The sequence below is a fragment of the Streptomyces sp. CY-1 genome, from assembly GCF_047218265.1.
In the GTDB taxonomy this organism is placed as follows: Bacteria; Actinomycetota; Actinomycetes; order Streptomycetales; family Streptomycetaceae; genus Streptomyces; species Streptomyces niphimycinicus.
Genome location: NZ_CP178393.1, coordinates 10,080,910 through 10,097,801 on the forward strand (window position 1 = coordinate 10,080,910; position 16,892 = coordinate 10,097,801).

Annotated in this window: 9 protein-coding genes; 4 read left to right on the forward strand and 5 right to left on the reverse strand. The window is 72.9% G+C overall.

The features are described 5' to 3' along the window. Positions 1-172 precede the first annotated feature (172 nt). The 3 genes from rocD to ACK1X7_RS43330 all read right to left on the reverse strand — a co-directional run bounded on the left by rocD (position 173) and on the right by ACK1X7_RS43330 (position 2,869). Positions 173-1,435 (reverse strand): ornithine--oxo-acid transaminase, encoded by a 1,263-nt coding sequence (gene rocD / locus ACK1X7_RS43320; RefSeq protein ID WP_361505325.1) that lies wholly within the window; start codon positions 1,433-1,435, stop codon positions 173-175. Beyond that, positions 1,435-2,244 carry a dimethylargininase gene (gene ddaH / locus ACK1X7_RS43325; protein WP_385147961.1) on the reverse strand — a complete coding sequence of 270 codons (810 nt, stop codon included), beginning with the start codon at positions 2,242-2,244 and terminating at the stop codon, positions 1,435-1,437. Before ddaH ends, rocD begins: the two co-directional genes overlap by 1 nt. 133 nt (positions 2,245-2,377) lie before the next feature. After that, positions 2,378-2,869 (reverse strand): Lrp/AsnC family transcriptional regulator, encoded by a 492-nt coding sequence (locus ACK1X7_RS43330; protein ID WP_078638964.1) that lies wholly within the window; start codon positions 2,867-2,869, stop codon positions 2,378-2,380. A 522-nt stretch (positions 2,870-3,391) separates the two neighbouring features. On the opposite strand from ACK1X7_RS43330, the gene ACK1X7_RS43335 reads away from it, so the two are divergent. Both ACK1X7_RS43335 and ACK1X7_RS43340 read left to right on the forward strand, forming a co-directional pair. Next, the gene (locus tag ACK1X7_RS43335; protein ID WP_385147958.1) at positions 3,392-4,744 is read left to right on the forward strand and encodes a beta-ketoacyl synthase N-terminal-like domain-containing protein; all 1,353 of its coding nucleotides are present in this window, start codon (positions 3,392-3,394) and stop codon (positions 4,742-4,744) included. A gap of 84 nt (positions 4,745-4,828) precedes the next feature. Then, positions 4,829-11,212 (forward strand): SDR family NAD(P)-dependent oxidoreductase, encoded by a 6,384-nt coding sequence (locus ACK1X7_RS43340; RefSeq protein ID WP_413116558.1) that lies wholly within the window; start codon positions 4,829-4,831, stop codon positions 11,210-11,212. A 35-nt stretch (positions 11,213-11,247) separates the two neighbouring features. Here the strand turns inward: ACK1X7_RS43340 and ACK1X7_RS43345 are convergent, their stop codons facing one another. Together ACK1X7_RS43345 and ACK1X7_RS43350 are read right to left on the reverse strand one after the other, a co-directional pair. Continuing rightward, a complete protein-coding gene (locus ACK1X7_RS43345) occupies positions 11,248-11,952 on the reverse strand; it encodes a DUF4232 domain-containing protein (protein ID WP_413116559.1) in 705 nt (234 codons plus the stop codon). A gap of 58 nt (positions 11,953-12,010) precedes the next feature. Next, the gene (locus ACK1X7_RS43350) at positions 12,011-13,369 is read right to left on the reverse strand and encodes a Gfo/Idh/MocA family protein (protein ID WP_385152826.1); all 1,359 of its coding nucleotides are present in this window, start codon (positions 13,367-13,369) and stop codon (positions 12,011-12,013) included. A gap of 196 nt (positions 13,370-13,565) precedes the next feature. Here ACK1X7_RS43350 and ACK1X7_RS43355 point away from each other — a divergent pair, with 196 nt between their 5' ends. Together ACK1X7_RS43355 and ACK1X7_RS43360 are read left to right on the forward strand one after the other, a co-directional pair. Further along, a complete protein-coding gene (locus ACK1X7_RS43355) occupies positions 13,566-13,940 on the forward strand; it encodes a hypothetical protein (RefSeq protein ID WP_385152823.1) in 375 nt (124 codons plus the stop codon). Between the two features lie 247 nt (positions 13,941-14,187). Next, positions 14,188-16,878, forward strand: coding sequence for a SpoIIE family protein phosphatase (locus ACK1X7_RS43360; RefSeq protein ID WP_413116560.1), 2,691 nt, complete (start codon positions 14,188-14,190; stop codon positions 16,876-16,878). Positions 16,879-16,892 lie beyond the last annotated feature (14 nt).

Consider the following 16,892-nt stretch of genomic DNA (forward strand, 5'->3'; position numbering starts at 1 on the left):
TAAAAACTCGAAAAGGCCGCCGTGACCTGGGCGTTATCTACGATCCGGCGTTCTCGCGGCACCGCGACAGCGGCGCTGAAAAAGATTTCGCGCGGGGATTGAACATGACGAAGCGCCGGGCCGTATGAAACGTAATGCGGCCCGGCGCTCCTCGTCGCTTTCGGTCAATCGCTCAGCCGAGCACCTTCTCCAGCGCGGCCAGCGCCCCCTCCAGCTCCTCGCGGGTGATGGTCAGCGGCGGTGCGAGCCGGATCGTCGACCCATGGGTGTCCTTGACCAGGATCCCCTCGGCCATCAGCCGCTCGCTCACCTCGCGCCCGGTGCCGAGGGCGGGGTCCACATCGACGCCCGCCCACAGCCCGCGGCAGCGGTAGCCCACGACACCCTTGCCGGTCAGCGTGGCCAGCCCGGCCTGAAGCACCTCGCCCAACTCGGTCGCGCGGCGCTGGAATTCGCCGGTGCGCAGCAGGTCGACCACGGCCGAGCCGACCGCCGCGGCCAGCGGATTGCCGCCGAAGGTGGAGCCGTGCTCGCCGGGGCCCAGCACTCCGAGCACCGCACGGTCGGCCACGACCGCCGACACCGGCACGATGCCGCCGCCCAGCGCCTTGCCGAGCAGCAGCACATCCGGCAGCACCGACTCGTGCTCGACGGCCAGGGTGGTGCCGGTGCGGCCCAGACCGGACTGGATCTCATCGGCGATGAACAGCGTCCCGGTGCGCCGGGTCAGTTCGCGCACCCCCCGCAGATACCCGTCGTCGGGGATGACGACGCCCGCCTCGCCCTGGATGGGCTCGATGAGGACCGCCGCCGTGGTCTCGTCGACGGCGGCCTCCAGTGCCGCGAGGTCGTTGTACGGCACCACGCGGAAGCCCGGGGCGAACGGGCCGAAGCCGTCGCGGGCGACGGGGTCGCTGGAGAAGCCGACGATCGTCGTCGTACGGCCGTGGAAGTTGTCGGCCGCCACCACGATGGTGGCCTGGTCCGGGGCCACGCCCTTGACCTCGTACGCCCACTTGCGGGCGACCTTGATGCCGCTCTCCACCGCCTCCGCGCCGGTGTTCATCGGCAGCACCATGGAGAGCCCGGTGAGCTCCGCCACCCCCTCGGCGAAGCCGGCCAGCCGGTCGTTGTGGAAGGCCCGGGAGGTCAGTGTGAGCTGGTCGAGCTGGCGGTGGGCCGCCTCGATGAGGGCCGGGTGGCGGTGGCCGAAGTTGAGCGCCGAGTAGCCGGCCAGCATGTCCAGATAGCGGCGGCCCTCGACGTCCCAGACCCAGGTGCCCTCGGCGCGGGAGACGACCACGGGCAGCGGATGGTAGTTGTGCGCGAGCGAGGACTCCTCGGCGCGGATCAGCTCCCGCGAGGAGCGGGCGGCGCGGACACCGTCCGCCGCGGCGGCGGTGGAACCGGAGGCGGTGGGGGTGGTGGCGGTCATCAGCGGATCTCCTGTGTGCAGCACTTGATGCCCCCGCCGGCCTTGTGCAGTTCCGACAGATCGACGGGGACGGGGACGTAACCGCGGTCGGTGAGCTGGTCGATGAGACCGGTGGCCCGGGGCGCGACGAAGACATGGCGGCCGTCGGAGACGGAATTGAGCCCGAAGGCCATGGCGTCGTCGCGGGTGGCGATCAGCGCGTCGGGATAGAGCCGCTCCAGCACCTCACGGCTGCCGGGGGAGAACGCCTCCGGGTAGTAGGCGATGTTCTGGTCGTCGAGGACGAACAGCGCGGTGTCCAGGTGGTAGAAGTACGGGTCCACCAGCAGCAGGCTGATGGTCGGCACCCCGAAGAACTCCTGCACCTCCTGGTGGGCCGCCCGGGTGGTGCGAAAGCCCGTGCCCGCCAGGACGAAGGGCCCGGCCGGCACCAGGTCGCCCTCGCCCTCGCACACCGACTCCGGCGGATGGACGTCGAAACCGGCCGCCTTGAACCACCGTTCGTAGGCGAGCTGTTCCGGGCGGCGCTGCGGTGCGTGGAATCGCGAGCCGAAGACCCGGCCCTCCAGGACGAGGGCCGAGTTCGCCGCGAACACCATGTCCGGCAGCCCCGCCACCGGCTCGATGAATTCGACCCGATGGCCGTGCTCGCGGTAGGCGCTGATCAGCGTCTCCCATTGCGCCCGGGCGAGGTCGGTATCGACCTCGGTGTCCTCACGCATCCAGGGATTGATGGCATACCGCACATCGAAATATCTGGGGGCACAGGTCAAGAAGCGCCGGGGGCGCGGCACGCGCGTAAGGGACACGGAGGATTCCTCTCGCTTCCGCGGGCGACCGGGGGGATGAATCAACGGTAGAAAACGGAGGAGAGGGGAGACAAGAAAGGAAAACTGCGTGTAGGCGCACCGATGCTGCGTGCTGAGGCCGTCTGGCGACGGTTCATTGCGTAGCGGTCGCGGGTGGCGCCGAACCGGCCTCCGGACTGCCCGTGAGCAGGTGGGACAGCACCATGTAGCTGATCGTCTGGCGGACGAACGGTTCGGCCCGGATGCGCTCCAGCACCTCCTCGAAGTGCTCCACATCGGTGGCCATCACATGCAGCAGCGCGTCCGCACCGCCGGTGACCGTCATGGCCGCGATGATCTCCGGATAGTTGCGCACGACCTCCGCGAGGCGCCGGGGTGGTGCGGCGCTGTCGCAGTACACCTCGACATACGCCTCGGTCCGCCAGCCGAGGGCGGCCGGGCGCACGGTGGTGGTGAAGCCGGTGATCACATCGGTCTCCCGCATCCGGTCGACCCGGCGCTTGACCGCCGAGGCGGACAGCCCGATCGCGGCGCCGATCTCGGTGAAGCTGGTCCTGGCGTTCGCGACCAGTGCCGCGACGATCTTGCGGTCCAGATCATCGAACAGTGGGGGCGGGTACGTCATCGTTTGTCGTCCTTTACGGTTTTTGCCCCATGGGTAAAGGGCTCTTCCGTTCTTTCGAACCGCCCCATAGTCATTGAATGCCTGAGGCGCCTTTTTCTGTACGCTCTTTCAGAAAGATTCCACCAGAGGGGGGCGTGAACCGGGGCGCGAGCCCCTTCTTTCCAGGGGTCGCGCGGCACGGGCTCCGGGGGTACAACGGCGGTGCGCCGGACCGGCCGAATCCACCTCGGTGATGCGGATACCACCTACCGGCCCATGTCTCCGCGGGCGTACCGTCATCTATTCCACCCGTCCTTTCCGAAAGGTGAGCGACTCCCGAACGGAGACGACTCACCATCCAACGGGGAAAGGCTTCGAGTACGCCCAACGCCGCGCCGTACGCGCCGAATTCGCCGGTGAACCGATTCCGGCACACCGACGGTGCCACCGCGCCTTCGGCGACGCGCCGTACCGGCGGGCCCGTACTCCGGTGTGAGCGAAAGGGACCACCGTCATGACTCTTTCCAGATCCGGCAGGGCGTCGTGAGCCCGCGCCACCACCCCTCCGGCCCGGCTCCGGGCGGTGCCGGAAACCCCCGGGACGCCGTCGTCACCGGCCTCGGCTTCTGCCTTCCGGGCGGCGCCGAACCCGTCTTCACCGCGGCCCAGGTGTGGGACATCGCCTCCCGGGGCCGCACCGTCCTCGGCCGGGACGGCAGCCACTACGGCTCGGTCCATCTGACGGCCGGGCAGTTCCGGGAGCGACTCCCCGACATCCCCGAATTCTTCTCCCGCCATTACACCGACGCCCACCGGTACGGCCTGGTCTCCCTCGTCGAGGCGTGCGCCGACGCCGAACTCGACCTGGTCGCGGGCGATCTGGGCGAGGCGGCCCTGCTCGTCGGCCGCGGCAGCGTGGACGCCAATGTGGACAGCTATCTCGCCCTGCTCGGCATCGACCCCGACTCCGACTCCGCCACCACCCTCGACGCCCTGGAGATGTTCGTCGCGGCCGAACAGGCCGTGTCCCCCTCCGACGTGGCCGTCGTCCAGGGCGCGCTGACCCGGACCATCGGCCCCTGCTTCACCGTCTCCTGCGGCTGCTCCTCCAGCGCCGTGCAGATCGGCAACGCCCGCCGCCTCATCGCGACCGGCGAGACCGACCTCGCCGTGGTGACCGGCGTCGACGTCTTCAACGTCGGCCTGATCGAAAAGGGCCAGCGGCTGCTGCGCGGCGCCCAGCACGCCTACGACGGCATGGACGCCGCCGGAATGCCCGATCTGCTGCCGTCCTTCGACTCCCTCATGCGCCCCTACGACCGGCGTGCCGACTGCGTCAACCACGGCGAGGGATCCGCCACCGTGATCCTGGAGAGCCGGGAAGCCGCCGAACGGCGCGGCGCCCACCTCTACGGCCAGGTGCTCGCCGCCGCCATGACCCGCGACGGCCTGGCCAACCCGCTCTCGGCCGACGACTCCGGCGCCCAGTTGGTCAGGGCCGTCCGCCTCTGCCTGGGCGACCGATGGCGGATCGAGCAGGTGCCGTACATCAACGGCGCCAGCGACGGCGGTGCCGCCGTCACCGCCATGGAGGCCAACACCGTCCGCGAGCTGTACGGCAACGGCTCCACCGTGCTGCTGTCCTCCCAGGAGGGCTGCTTCGGCCACCATGGAGCGGCCTCCGGCTGTGTGGGCCTCGCCCTGACCCTGATGATGATGGAGTTCGGCGAGGTGTGCCCCACGGCCAACTGCGAACAGCCCGCGGACGGGCTCTCGTTCGACCCCGTTCCCGGCGCCCGCACCCGTCCCCTCGACTTCGACCACGCGCTCAGCTTCAACTACCAGATCGGTGGCGTGAAGCACGCGATGCTGCTGGGCGGCCCGGACGCCACCTGAGTCCGTACACCCCGCGGCGATCTCCACCCCACGGCCCCCCCCACGGCCCCCACCCCGGGCCGAGCACCACCCACGGAGACCCCGATGAGTCAGCACACCCCCGCTCCCAGCCGTTCCCCCGGCCGCATCGCCATCGTCGGCATGGGCTGCCGGCTTCCCGGTGACACCGACTCGCCCGCCGCCCTGTGGCGGCTGCTGGCCGACGGACGCGACGCCGTCGGCGAACCGCCCGCCGAGCGCGCCGCGCTCTGGGCGGCCGACCCCACCACGACCGCCCCGCCCGAGTCCGCACCGCCCGTCCACGGCGGATATCTGCGCGATGTATCCGGCTTCGACGCCGACTTCTTCGGCGTCTCCGGGCGCGAGGCCGACATCCTCGACCCCCAGCACCGGCTCCTGCTCGAAGTGGTCTGGGAGGCCCTGGAACACGCCGGAATGCCACCCGACCGGCTCGGCTCCACCGCCACCGGCGTCTTCGCCGGGCTCAGCTACAACGACTACATGAACCGGCTCGACCGGCACCCCCGCGAGCTGGAGGGCTCCGCCCTGGCCAACGGGCACTGCGTCGCCACCGGCCGGATCTCCTACCTCCTCGGCCTGAACGGCCCCTCCGTGGCCCTGGACACCGCGTGCTCGTCCTCCCTGGTCGCCGTCCACCTGGCGGTCCAGGCGCTGCGCGCCGGGGAATGCGATCTGGCCCTGGCCGGCGGGGTCACCCTGATGTTCGAGCCGCGGATCACCCGCTCGTTCGACCGGATGGGCATGCTCTCGCACACCGGCCACTGCCATGCCTTCGACGCCGCCGCCGACGGTTTCGTCCGCGGCGAGGGCTGCGGCATCGTCGTCCTCAAACGCCTCACCGACGCCATCCGCGACGGGGACCGGATCCTGGCCGTGCTGCGCGGCTCGGCCGTCAACCAGGACGGCCACTCCGACGGGCTCGCGGCGCCCTCCGTCACCGCCCAGCGCGCCCTGTACGAGGAGGCGCTCGGCCGCGCCGGGGTCGACCCCGCCGACGTCGGGATGGTCGAGGCCCACGGCACCGGCACCCCCGTCGGCGACCCGGTCGAATTCGCCAGCCTCGCCCAGGTCTACGGAACCGGCCGCGACCGCTGCGCCCTCGCCTCGGTCAAGACCAACCTGGGCCATCTGGAGCCCGCCGCCGGGGTCACCGGCCTGATCAAGGCCGTGCTGTGCCTGGGCCGTGGACTCATCCCGCCCAATCTGCACTTCACCCGGTGGAATCCCACCATCGACGCCGACGGCACCCGCCTGTTCATCCCCCGCGAACTCACCCCCTGGCCGGTGCGCACCGGCCCGCGGCTGGCGGCCGTGTCCTCCTTCGGCTTCTCCGGGACCAACGCCCACGTGGTGCTGGAACAACCCCCCGCAGTCCCCGCACCCGCCACCCGCCCCGCACCGCGCCACCGGCCGGCCACCCGCGCCGTTCCGCAGGTGTTCCTCGTCCCCGCCGGGTCCCCGGCCGCGCTGCCATCCGCCGCGCGGCGGATGGCGGACTGGCTGGAGGGCGACGGCGCGGACACCCCGCTGCGCGACATCGCCCACACCCTGGCGCTGCGCCGCGGCGCCGGGCGCGGGCGGCTCGGCGTCACCACCGCCTCCCGCACCGAACTCATCGGCGCCCTGCGGGCGTTCGCCACCGGTCGGGCCCACCCCGCCGTGGTCACCGGCGCCGTGGGCGCCGAGGTCTCCCGCCGGTCGGTCTGGGTGTTCTCCGGGCAGGGCTCCCAGTGGCCGGGCATGGGACGGCGGCTGCTGGAGAGCGAACCGGCCTTCGCCGAGGCGCTCGCCGAGGCCGACGCGCTCATCGCCGCCGAGTCCGGATTCTCGGTGCTCGACATCGTCCGCTCCGGCGCTCCGGTGACCGGCTGCGACCGGGTGCAGCCCGTGCTGTTCGCCCTCCAGACCGCGCTCGCCGCCACCTGGCGCGCCCACGGTGTGCGGCCCGCCGGGGTCATCGGCCACTCCATGGGCGAGGTCGCCGCCGCCGTGGTGGCCGGGGCCCTCTCCCTGGCCGACGGGGCCAAGGTGATCTGCCGCCGCTCCGCCCTGCTCACCCGCGTCGCCGGGAACGGCGCCATGGCCACGGTGGGCCTCGGCGCCGACGAGGTGCAGGCCGAACTCGACACCGGCGGCGCCGCGGCGGCGGTCACCGTCGCCGTCATGGCCGCGCCCGGCTCCACCGTGGTGGCCGGGGACACCGCCCATGTCCAACGGCTCGTCGCCGGCTGGCAGGCCCGCTCCGTGCCCGCCGCGCTGATCGCCGTGGACGTCGCCTCGCACTCACCCCAGGTGGACCCGCTCCTGGCCGATCTGCGCACCGCCCTCGCCGACCTCACCCCCCGCCGCCCGGACGTGCCCTTCTACACCACCGTCCTCGACGATCCGCACACCCCGCCCGCCTTCGACGCCGACTACTGGTGCGCCAATCTGCGCCACCCGGTCCGGTTCTCCGCGGCCATCGCCGCCGCCGCGGCCGACCGCCACCTGGTGTACGTCGAAATATCCCCCCACCCGGTCATCACCCACCCCGTCCAGCGCGGTCTCGCCGGTCTGGTCGAGGACCCCGTCGTCCTGCCCACACTGCGCCGCGACGAGGACGAACCGGCCACCTTCCGCACCCATCTGGCCGCGCTGCACTGCGCGGGCGTCCCCGTCGACTGGTCCGTGCTGTACGCGGACGCCGCCCTCGCCGACGTACCGCCCATCACCTTCGACCGCACCCGCCACTGGGCCGACGCCCCGCCCTCCGCGCCCTCCGCCGACCCGCCCGGCGCGGGTCCGGCCGGTACGCTGCCCGGCGCGCATCTGGAGCTGCCCGGCGAACCCGTCCGCCACTCCTGGCGCGCCCGCACCGGCACCGCCGCCCTGCCCTGGCTCGACGACCACCGGGTGCACGACGCCCCCGTCCTGCCCGGCGCGGCCTCCTACGCCCTCGCGCTCACCGCCGCCTGCGAGGTGTTCGGCGCCGCGCCCGAGGAGGTCGAGGTCACCGATCTGCACTTCCGCGAACTGCTGCGGCTCGCCGACCACACCGACCTCTCCACCACGGTGACCCTCGCCGCCGCCGCCGACCGCGCCGAATGCGAGATCTTCGGACGCGACGAGGACGGCGCCTGGGTGCGACAGGCCACCGCGGTGCTCCGCAGACTCGCCGCACCGCCGCGCTCCCGCGCCGCCTCCGTCCGGACCCTCGCCCTGCGCCATCCGCTGCCCGTCGAGGCCGACGCCCTCTACGCCAATCTGCGGGCCCGGGGCGTGGCACACGGACCGGCGTTCCAGGGCATCACCGAAGTGTCCGCCGCCCCCCATGCCAACAGCTTCTGGGCCCGGGTACGGATCCCCGAGGCCGCCCGCGCCCCCGGACACGGTCTGCGCATCCACCCCGTCCTCGTCGACCTGTGCGCCCAACTCCTCGTCGCCGGACTGCTCGACGAGGACGACCGGCGGCTGCTGCTGCCCGCGCGGATGCAGAGCGTACGCGTCCTCGGCGACCCCGAGACCGCCGTCTACTGCCACGCCCGCCTCGCCGAGACCACCCCCGGGGCCACCGTCGGACACGTCCGCCTGCTCGACGCCGACGGCCGGCCGGTGCTGGCCGTCGACGGACTGCGGATCGTCCACAGCGCAGCGGACCGCACGGCCGAGGTCGACCAGTGGTTCCTCGAGATCGGCTGGCGGAGCGCCACCCGGCCCGCCGCCACCCGGCCCCCGGGACGATGGCTGATCGTCGGCGAGGCGGACGGCACCGCCCGCCCGGTGGCCGCCGCGCTGCGCAACTCCGGCGCCACCGCCCGGGTATGGGAGACACCCCTGGCCGACCAGGGGCTCGACGCCTTCCGCGACGCCCTCACCAACCGGCTCACCCGCCCCGGGGAACGGCCGCGCGCCGTGGTGCTCCTGTGCGGCCCGCGCCCGGTCGACGGCGGCGCGCAGGACGGACTGCGCCGCACCCGCCGGCTGCTCGCCGCCGCCCAGGCGCTCACATCCCGCTTCCCCGAACCGCCCCGCCTCTACGCCGCCACCTGCGGCGCCCGCACCGTGACCCCCGGGGACTTGGCCGACCCCGGACAGAGCCCGCTCCGCGGACTCCTGCGGGTGCTCGCCCTGGAACACCCCGAACTGCGCGCCACCTTGGTGGACACCGACCCGGCCGCCCCCGACGAACTGGCGGAAACCCTCGCCGCCGAACTCCTCGCCGATGGCCCCGAGGAGGAGATCGCCCTGCGCGACAGCGCCCGCTACACCGCCGAGCTGGACTACGCGCCCCTCACCGACACCGAGCGCACCACCGCCTGTGCCCGCACCGTGCGCTGCGGCACCGACGGCTTCCGGCTGCGCGCCGGCCGCCTCGGCGACCTCGGCAGCCTGGAGCTCACCACCGCGCCCCGCCGCCGGCCCGGGCCCGGTGAGGTGGAGCTGCGGGTGCTCGCCGCGGGGCTGAACTTCCGCGACGTCCTCACCGCCATGGGGCTGCTCCCCGGCGACGAGAACATCCGCTACCGGCTCGGCTTCGAATGCGCGGGCGAGGTGAGCGCGGTGGGCCCCGGTGTCGACCATCTCCGCGCCGGCGACCGGGTGGTGGCGGCCGATGTGCACGGCGGCGCCTTCGGATCGTTCACCGTCGTCCCCGCCGACCGCACCGCGCCCCTCCCCGAGGGCCTCCCCCCGGACACCGCCGCCGGGCTGCCCATCGCCTTCCTCACCGCCTGGTACGCGCTGCGCCACGTCGGCCAGGTGACCGCGGGGGAGCGGGTGCTGATCCACTCGGCCACCGGCGGCACCGGGCTCGCCGCCATCGCGGTCGCCCGGCTGCTGGGCGCCCAGGTGCTGGCCACGGCGGGCAGCGAGGAGAAGCGGCGCTTCCTGCGGGCCATGGGCATCGCCCAGGTGATGGACTCCCGGTCGCTGGACTTCCGCGACGAGGTCAAGGAGGCCACCGGGGGCGAGGGCGTCGACGTCGTGCTCAACTCCCTCGCCGGATCGGCCATCCGGGCCGGTCTTGAGTGTCTGCGCCCCTTCGGCCGCTTCGTCGAACTCGGCGTCCGCGACATCCTCTCCGACGCCCCGCTCGGACTCTCCCCGCTGCGCCACAACATCACCTTCTCCACCGTGGACCTCAGGGAGCTGCAACTGGCCCGCCCGCAGACGTACGCCGCGATGCTGCGCGAGGTGCTCGACGCGATCGCCGAGGGCCGCCTCAAGCCGCTGCGCTGCACCACCTATCCGCTGGCGGAGGTCACCGACGCGTTCCGGCGGATGGCCGGCGCCCGCCACATCGGCAAGCTGGTGCTGACCATCCCGCAGGAGGGCCGGGTCGACGCCGTGCTGCCGGACGGACCGCTGACGGTACGCGAGGGCGGTACGTACATCGTCACCGGCGGGCTGCGCGGTCTCGGGCTGGCCACCGCGTGCTGGCTGGCCCGGCAGGGCGCGGGCCATCTGGTGCTGAGCGGGCGTACCGCACCGGTCGGCGCCGCCGCGCGGACGCTCGCCGAACTCTCCGCCGCCGGTACCAGGATCACCGTCGTGACCGGCGACATCAGCCACCCGGGCACGGCCGACCGGCTGGTGGCCGCCGCCACCGCCCGCGACGGGGCCTCGCTGAACGGTGTCGTCCACAGCGCGATGGTCCTCGACGACGCGGCCGTGGCCAATATCCGCGAGGACCAGTTGGGCCGGGTATGGGCGCCGAAGGTCACCGGGGCGTGGCGGCTGCACCAGGCCACCGAGGGACACCGGCTCGACTGGTTCGCGGTGTACTCCTCGATGGCCGCACTGCTCGGCAACGCCGGACAGGGCGCCTACGCGGCCGCCAACGCCTGGCTGGACGGCTTCGCCGCCTGGCGCTCGGCACACGGCCTGCCCACCCTCGCGGTCAACTGGGGCCCGTGGGGCGAGACCGGAGTGGCCACCGGCTTCGCCGACCGCGGCTATCAGACGATCCCCACCGAGCAGGGGCTCGGCGCGCTCGGCGCCCTGCTGGCCCACCGGCGGGTGCAGACCGGTGTGATCCCCGGCGAACCGGCCACCTGGATCCCCGCCGCCGGCCGCAGGTCCGCCCTGTTCGCCCCGCTGCTCCCCGGCGACGACACTCCGGTGGCCGCCCGGGAGAGCACCGACGACATCCGCGCCCGGCTGGCCGCACTCCCCGCGGGCCCGGCCCGCCGCACCGCGCTGGAGTCCTATCTGACCGACCACATCCGTGCCGTGCTGCGGCTCAGCAGCGCCACCCTCGATCCGCAGACCCCCCTGCGGTCACTGGGGTTCGACTCGCTGCTCGCCATGGAGCTGCGGGTGCGCCTGGAGACGGGGCTGAACATCAAGCTCGCGGGCAACTTCGTCTGGCGGCATCCGACCCTGGAGGCCCTGGCCGCCGGGCTCGCCCGGCAACTGGGGCTCGATCCGGCCGACCGGCCGGAGGAGCGGCTGGGCGCTCCGGGCTGACGGGTCCGGGGGACCTACGGTGCCACCGGCGAGCGTCACGATCCGGCGTCCGGGCGATCCGCGCCAGGGCGATCCGGGGCAGGACGATCCGTGGCGGGGCGGGCCCAGGCGCTCACGCCCAGCTTGCCGGTGGTGCCCAGGTCGACGTGGTCGGGCACGGTCTGCGCGTCCCTTCCGTCGCCGTTGGGCGCGATCCGCAGATAGCGCCCGTCGGCGGCGGGGCGCGTGGTGTCCGTCACCAGATTCCGCCACAGCAGCCGCGTCACCGCCCGCTCACCGGGCTTCAGCCGCACCGGCCCGGTGGCCGTCTCGAAGCCGTCGACGGTGGCGATGCCCGACGTCCCGTGGCCGACCGTGACCTCCAGTGGCTCCAGGTCCGTGTCGAGGACCTGGACGGATGGATGGCCGTTCACCGTATAGTCGCGTCTGCCGCAGTTCACCAGCTCGATCTGCTGCTCCCGCAGCCCCATCGCCGCGTTGGCCTCCGCGGCCCGCAGCAGCACCCCCGAGTCGGGGCAGCCCGCGGGGGCGGTGGGGGCGGCGGTGTCCGGGGAGACGGCGATGCCCGACGGGCGGTTCGTGGCCTTGTCGGGCACCGCGGCGACTCCCGAGGAGGTCTGCGTACCGCATGCGCCGAGCAGACCGGCCGCCGCGAGGGAGCCGAGCAGCCGTCTTCGGCGGCGCCGGGCGGCGCTCCGGAAAAGGGGCGCCCGGGGTGTTTCGATCGCATCCGTGTCCATGCGGCTCATCCTGCCCCAACGCCCGGCGGGATGAGCCGCGTTGGACCCGGCGCCCCGGCTACAGCGTCACGACATCCGCCGTGGCCACCGGCTTTCCGCTGACGAACGACCGGTTGGCCGCGAGCCCGGTGACCAGCGCCAGCGCCCCGTCCTCCTCGGTGGCCCGCCGGCGTGCGGCGTCCGAGGCGTCCACGGCCGCCTTCCCGGTGGCCGCCGCCGGATCCACCGGGCCGTACAGCACCTCCAGCATCCGCTCGTCCCCGCCGCCGTGTCCCGCGTGGTCGAACGCCGGCAGCTCCACCTCCCGCGGCGGCTCCCACAGCGGCCGCAGCACCAGCCGCGGACCGCCCGCGTTGGCCAGGGCCTGGTCGCCGTGGATGGTGCCGCGGCCGGAGGAGGTGCCCAGCAGCGACGGCTGCCACGCGCTCTCCTCGACCTCCAGCTCCAGCCGGCCCCGGGTGCCGTTGAACATCACCCGGTAGCCCTCCCAGGGGGAGTAGGCGGTCAGGTGGTACGTCATGGTGGCGCCGGTGTCATAGCGGACCAGCAGCGCCATGTCGTCCTCGATGGTGACGCCGTCGCCGAACACATTGCGGTCGCGGTGGTAGCCGTCCACGCCCTCGGCGTCCAGATACAGCGAGCGCAGCGCGTCGTTCTCGGCGAGTTCCAGCGCGAACGGGTCGTCCTTGGCGGCGGCGGCGCCGTGCGCCCGCTCGTACTCGCGCCGGTAGCCGCTGCGCTCACCGGCCGCGCGGCCGTAGAAGCCGAGCCGGCCGTAGCCGAACACCTCCTGCGGCCGGGCCCCCAGCCACCAGTTGACCAGGTCGAAGTGGTGACTGGACTTGTGCACCATCAGCCCGCCGCTGTGCTCCTTCTCGCGGTGCCAGCGGCGGAAGTAGTCGGCCCCGTGCCGGGTGTCCAGCAGCCATTCGAAGTGCACCGACAGCACCTCGCCGATGGCGCCGCCGGACAACTGCCGGTGGACCTCCTCGTGCACCGGGTTGAAGCGGTAGTTGAAGGCGACCGCCAGATGGTTGCCGGTCTCCTGGACCGTCTCCAGGATGCGACGGCACTTGGCCGCGTCGGTGGTCATCGGCTTCTCGGTGACCACCCGGCAGCCGGCCCGCAGCGCGGGCACGACATACGCGTCGTGCAGCGCGTCCACGCAGGTCACCACCACCTCCTGGATATCGTCCGCGCGCAGCCGCCGCTCGAACTCCTCGGGGCTCCAGGCGGCGGCCTCCGGCTCGCCCGCCTCCTTCAGCAGCCGCTGGTGGTGGGCGATGCGCACCGGGTTCGGATCGCACAGCGCGGCGACCCTGAGCTGCGGGCGGCGGGCCAGCGCCTCGGTGAACATCTGGGCCCGGGAGCCGGTGCCCACCACCACGGCCCGGGACGGGGTGCTGCCGACGGTCATGCGTCCTCCAGCGGGAAGCGACGATTCAATCCGAAGTCGATCAACGCGTGCGCAGGATAGGACGATCGGCGGCCCGCCACCACGGGGTGGGGCACCCGGCGCCGGGGATCGGACGCGCGCGGGGGTGCGTCGGCGGACCCTGTGCAAGGATGAAATATGTGGACATGATCCCCAGGTCCCCGGAGGGCGACGGGCCATGATCGACATCGAGGAGTCGCTGCGCGAGGTGATGGAGTGCGAGGGCGCACTGGCGGCCTCGCTCGTGGACTATCTGAGCCGGATCACCCTGGGTGCCGTCCAGACCCCGCGCGGTCCGGATCTGGAGAAGGTGGCGTACGGGGACACGGATGTCATGCGGGCCAAGCTGTCCACTCTGGAGCTGCTCGGCTACGACCCGGATCGTCTCGAGGACATCGTGGTCACGCTGGACACCGAATATCACCTGATCCGTCCGCTCAGCCAGCGCACCCGCCAGGGTGTCTTTCTCTATCTGGTGGCCGACCGGACACGGGTGGACCTGGGCGCCGCGCGGGCGGCCATGCGGGCCGTGGCCCACCGGCTCGATGTGTGACCGTGGTAGAGGGGCCGATATGGCCCGTGGTGCTCGCCGAGGAGCCCCGCGGTGAGCGATGCGTGGGTGGTTCGCCACGCACCGTGCCGATGTGTATCGGTGGCCGGGACGGTCCCCGATCGTGGGCCACCAGGCTTCACGGATCGAGGGTGGAAAATGGTAGGAAGGGTGCGTGGTCGGAGTTATCGGTCGGTCAGGACCTGCCCCACCCCCCCTCTCCCGGAAGCGCTTCCGTTCGCTCTCGAGCATGCGCAGCTTGAGCGTACGCAGCATCGCCGGGCAGGTTTTCGCTGTTCAAGTGCTGCTTGTCGGCCTGCTCATCGTCGCGGCCACGACGGCGCTCATCTTCCAGGCGCGTAACGACAGCGAGCAGGAGGCCATCCGCCGCGCGACCGCCGTCGCCCAGACCTTCGCCACCTCCCCGGGCATCGCGTCCGCGATGCGTACGGACAATCCCACCGCCCAGTTGCAGCCCCGGGCCGAGGAGACCCGTAAGCGGGCACATCTGGACTTCGTGGTCGTGGCGAACACCAAGGGCATCCGGTACACCCACCCCAGGCCGGAGTTCATCGGCAAGGAGATCGTCGCGGACTGGCGGCCCGTGGTGAAGGGCAAGATCGTCACCGAGTCCGTGCAGGGGCCCCTCGGCCGGGAGGTCCAGGCCACCGTCCCGATCCCCCGGGGCAACGGCACCGTGGCCGGTGTGGTGTGCGCCGGAATGACCGCCGCGGATGTGAGCGGCCGGGTCGAGCGCCAGTTGCCGCTGGTCTTCGGCTCCGCCGCCGGTGCGCTGGCGCTCGCCACCGGCGGGACGGCGCTGGTCGGCGGGCGGCTGCGGCGCCAGACGCGAGGGCTCGGCCCCGCCCAGATGACCCGCATGTACGAGCACCATGACGCCGTCCTGCACTCCGTGCGCGAAGGCGTGCTCATCGTCGACAGCCATGGCCGCCTCGTCCTCGCCAACGACGAGGCCGGCCGGCTGCTCGATCTGCCCCGGGACGCCGAGGGCCGCCCCATCACCGAGCTCGGCATCGAGCCGCGCACCGCCGAGCTGCTCGCCTCGGGCCGGGTCGCCACCGACGAGGTGCATCTGGCCGGGGACCGGCTGCTCGCAGTCAACCAGCGCCCCACCCGGTGGGACGGCGGAATCTCCGGCAGCGTCGCCACGCTCCGTGACTCCACCGAGCTACGCGCGCTGTCCGGCAAGGCCGAAGTGGCGGAGCGGCGGCTGAGGCTGCTCTTCGAGGCGGGCTCGAAGATCGGCACCACCCTGGACGTCGTGCGGACCGCCGAGGAGCTGACCCGGTTCGGCGTCCCGTGGTTCGCCGACTTCGCCACCGTCGACCTCGTGGAACCCGTGCTGCGCGGCGACGAGCCCGCGGGCAGCGCCATGCGCCGCACCGCCACCAGCGGCATCCGGGCCGACCATCCGCTGTGGCGGGTCGGCAAGATGATCACCTACGCCGGCACCGTGCCCCAGGCGCTGGGCTTCGGCGCGGGCCGTCCGGTGCTCGAGGCGGATCTGCGGGCCTATGAGGGATGGCAGGAGCAGGACCCCGAACAGGCGACGAAGATCGTCAAGTACGGCATCCACTCGATGATCACCATCCCGCTGCGGGCCCGGGACGTCACCCTGGGCATCGCCACCTTCTGGCGCTCCGAGCAGTCCGAGCCGTTCGACGAGGACGATGTGGCGCTCACCGAGGAGCTGGTCGCCCGCGCCGCGGTCGCCATCGACAACGCCCGCCGCTACACCCGCGAACACGCCATGGCGGCCACCCTCCAGCGCAGTCTGCTGCCCCAGGGCCTGCCCGAACAGGACGCCCTGGACGTGGCCCACCGCTATCTGCCCGCCCAGGCCGGAGTCGGCGGCGACTGGTTCGACGTCATCCCCCTGCCCGGCGGCCGGGTCGCCCTCGCGGTCGGCGATGTCGTCGGCCACGGACTGCACGCCGCCGCCACCATGGGCCGGCTGCGCACCGCCGTGCACAACTTCTCCGCCCTCGATCTGCCGCCGGATGAGCTCATCGCCCATCTCGACGAGCTGGCCAGCCGGTTCGACCAGGACCAGGCCGCCGCGGGCACCGACGCCCCGGGGATCAGCGGCGCCAGTTGTCTGTACGCCATCTACGACCCGGTCTCCGGCCGCTGCACGGTGGCGGGCGCCGGCCACCCGGGCCCGGCGGTGGTCCTCCCGGACTCCACCGTGACCTTCCCCGACATCCCCCTCGCCCCGCCGCTGGGCCTGGGTGGCGAACCCATCGAGACCGTCGAGCTGGAGCTGCCCGAGGGCAGCCGGCTGGCCCTGTTCACCGACGGGCTGATCCGGGACCACGGCCGGGACTGCGACGAGGGCCTCGGCCTCCTGCGCAGCACCCTCGCCGGACTGCCCGACGGCACACCGGAGGAGACCTGCCAGGCCGTCTTCGACACCATGACGTCCGCCCACCCCGGCGACGACATCGCCCTTCTGGTCGCCCGCACCCATCTGCTGGACCCCGGGCACGTCGCCGAATGGGAGCTGCCCTCCGACCCCGCCGCGGTCGCCCGCATCCGCAACGAGGCCGCCGAGCAACTCACCGCATGGGGCCTGGAGGGGATCGCCTTCACCACCGAACTCATCCTCAGCGAGCTGATGACCAACGCCATCCGCTACGGATGCGCCCCCAGCCGCGTCCGGCTGCTGCGCGCCCGCACCCTCATCTGCGAGGTGGCCGACGGCTCCAGCACCTCCCCGCATCTGCGGCGCGCCGCCACCACCGACGAAGGCGGCCGAGGGCTCTTCCTCGTCGCCCAGTACGCGCTGCGCTGGGGGACCCGCTACACCCCCAACGGTAAGATCATCTGGGCCGAGCAGCCCCTGACCGACCCGATGCTCCCGCCGGCCGACGCCGAGGGCGGGGACCTCCTCGACCAGTGGGACGACGTCCCCGGCTGACCCCGCCGCCCCGC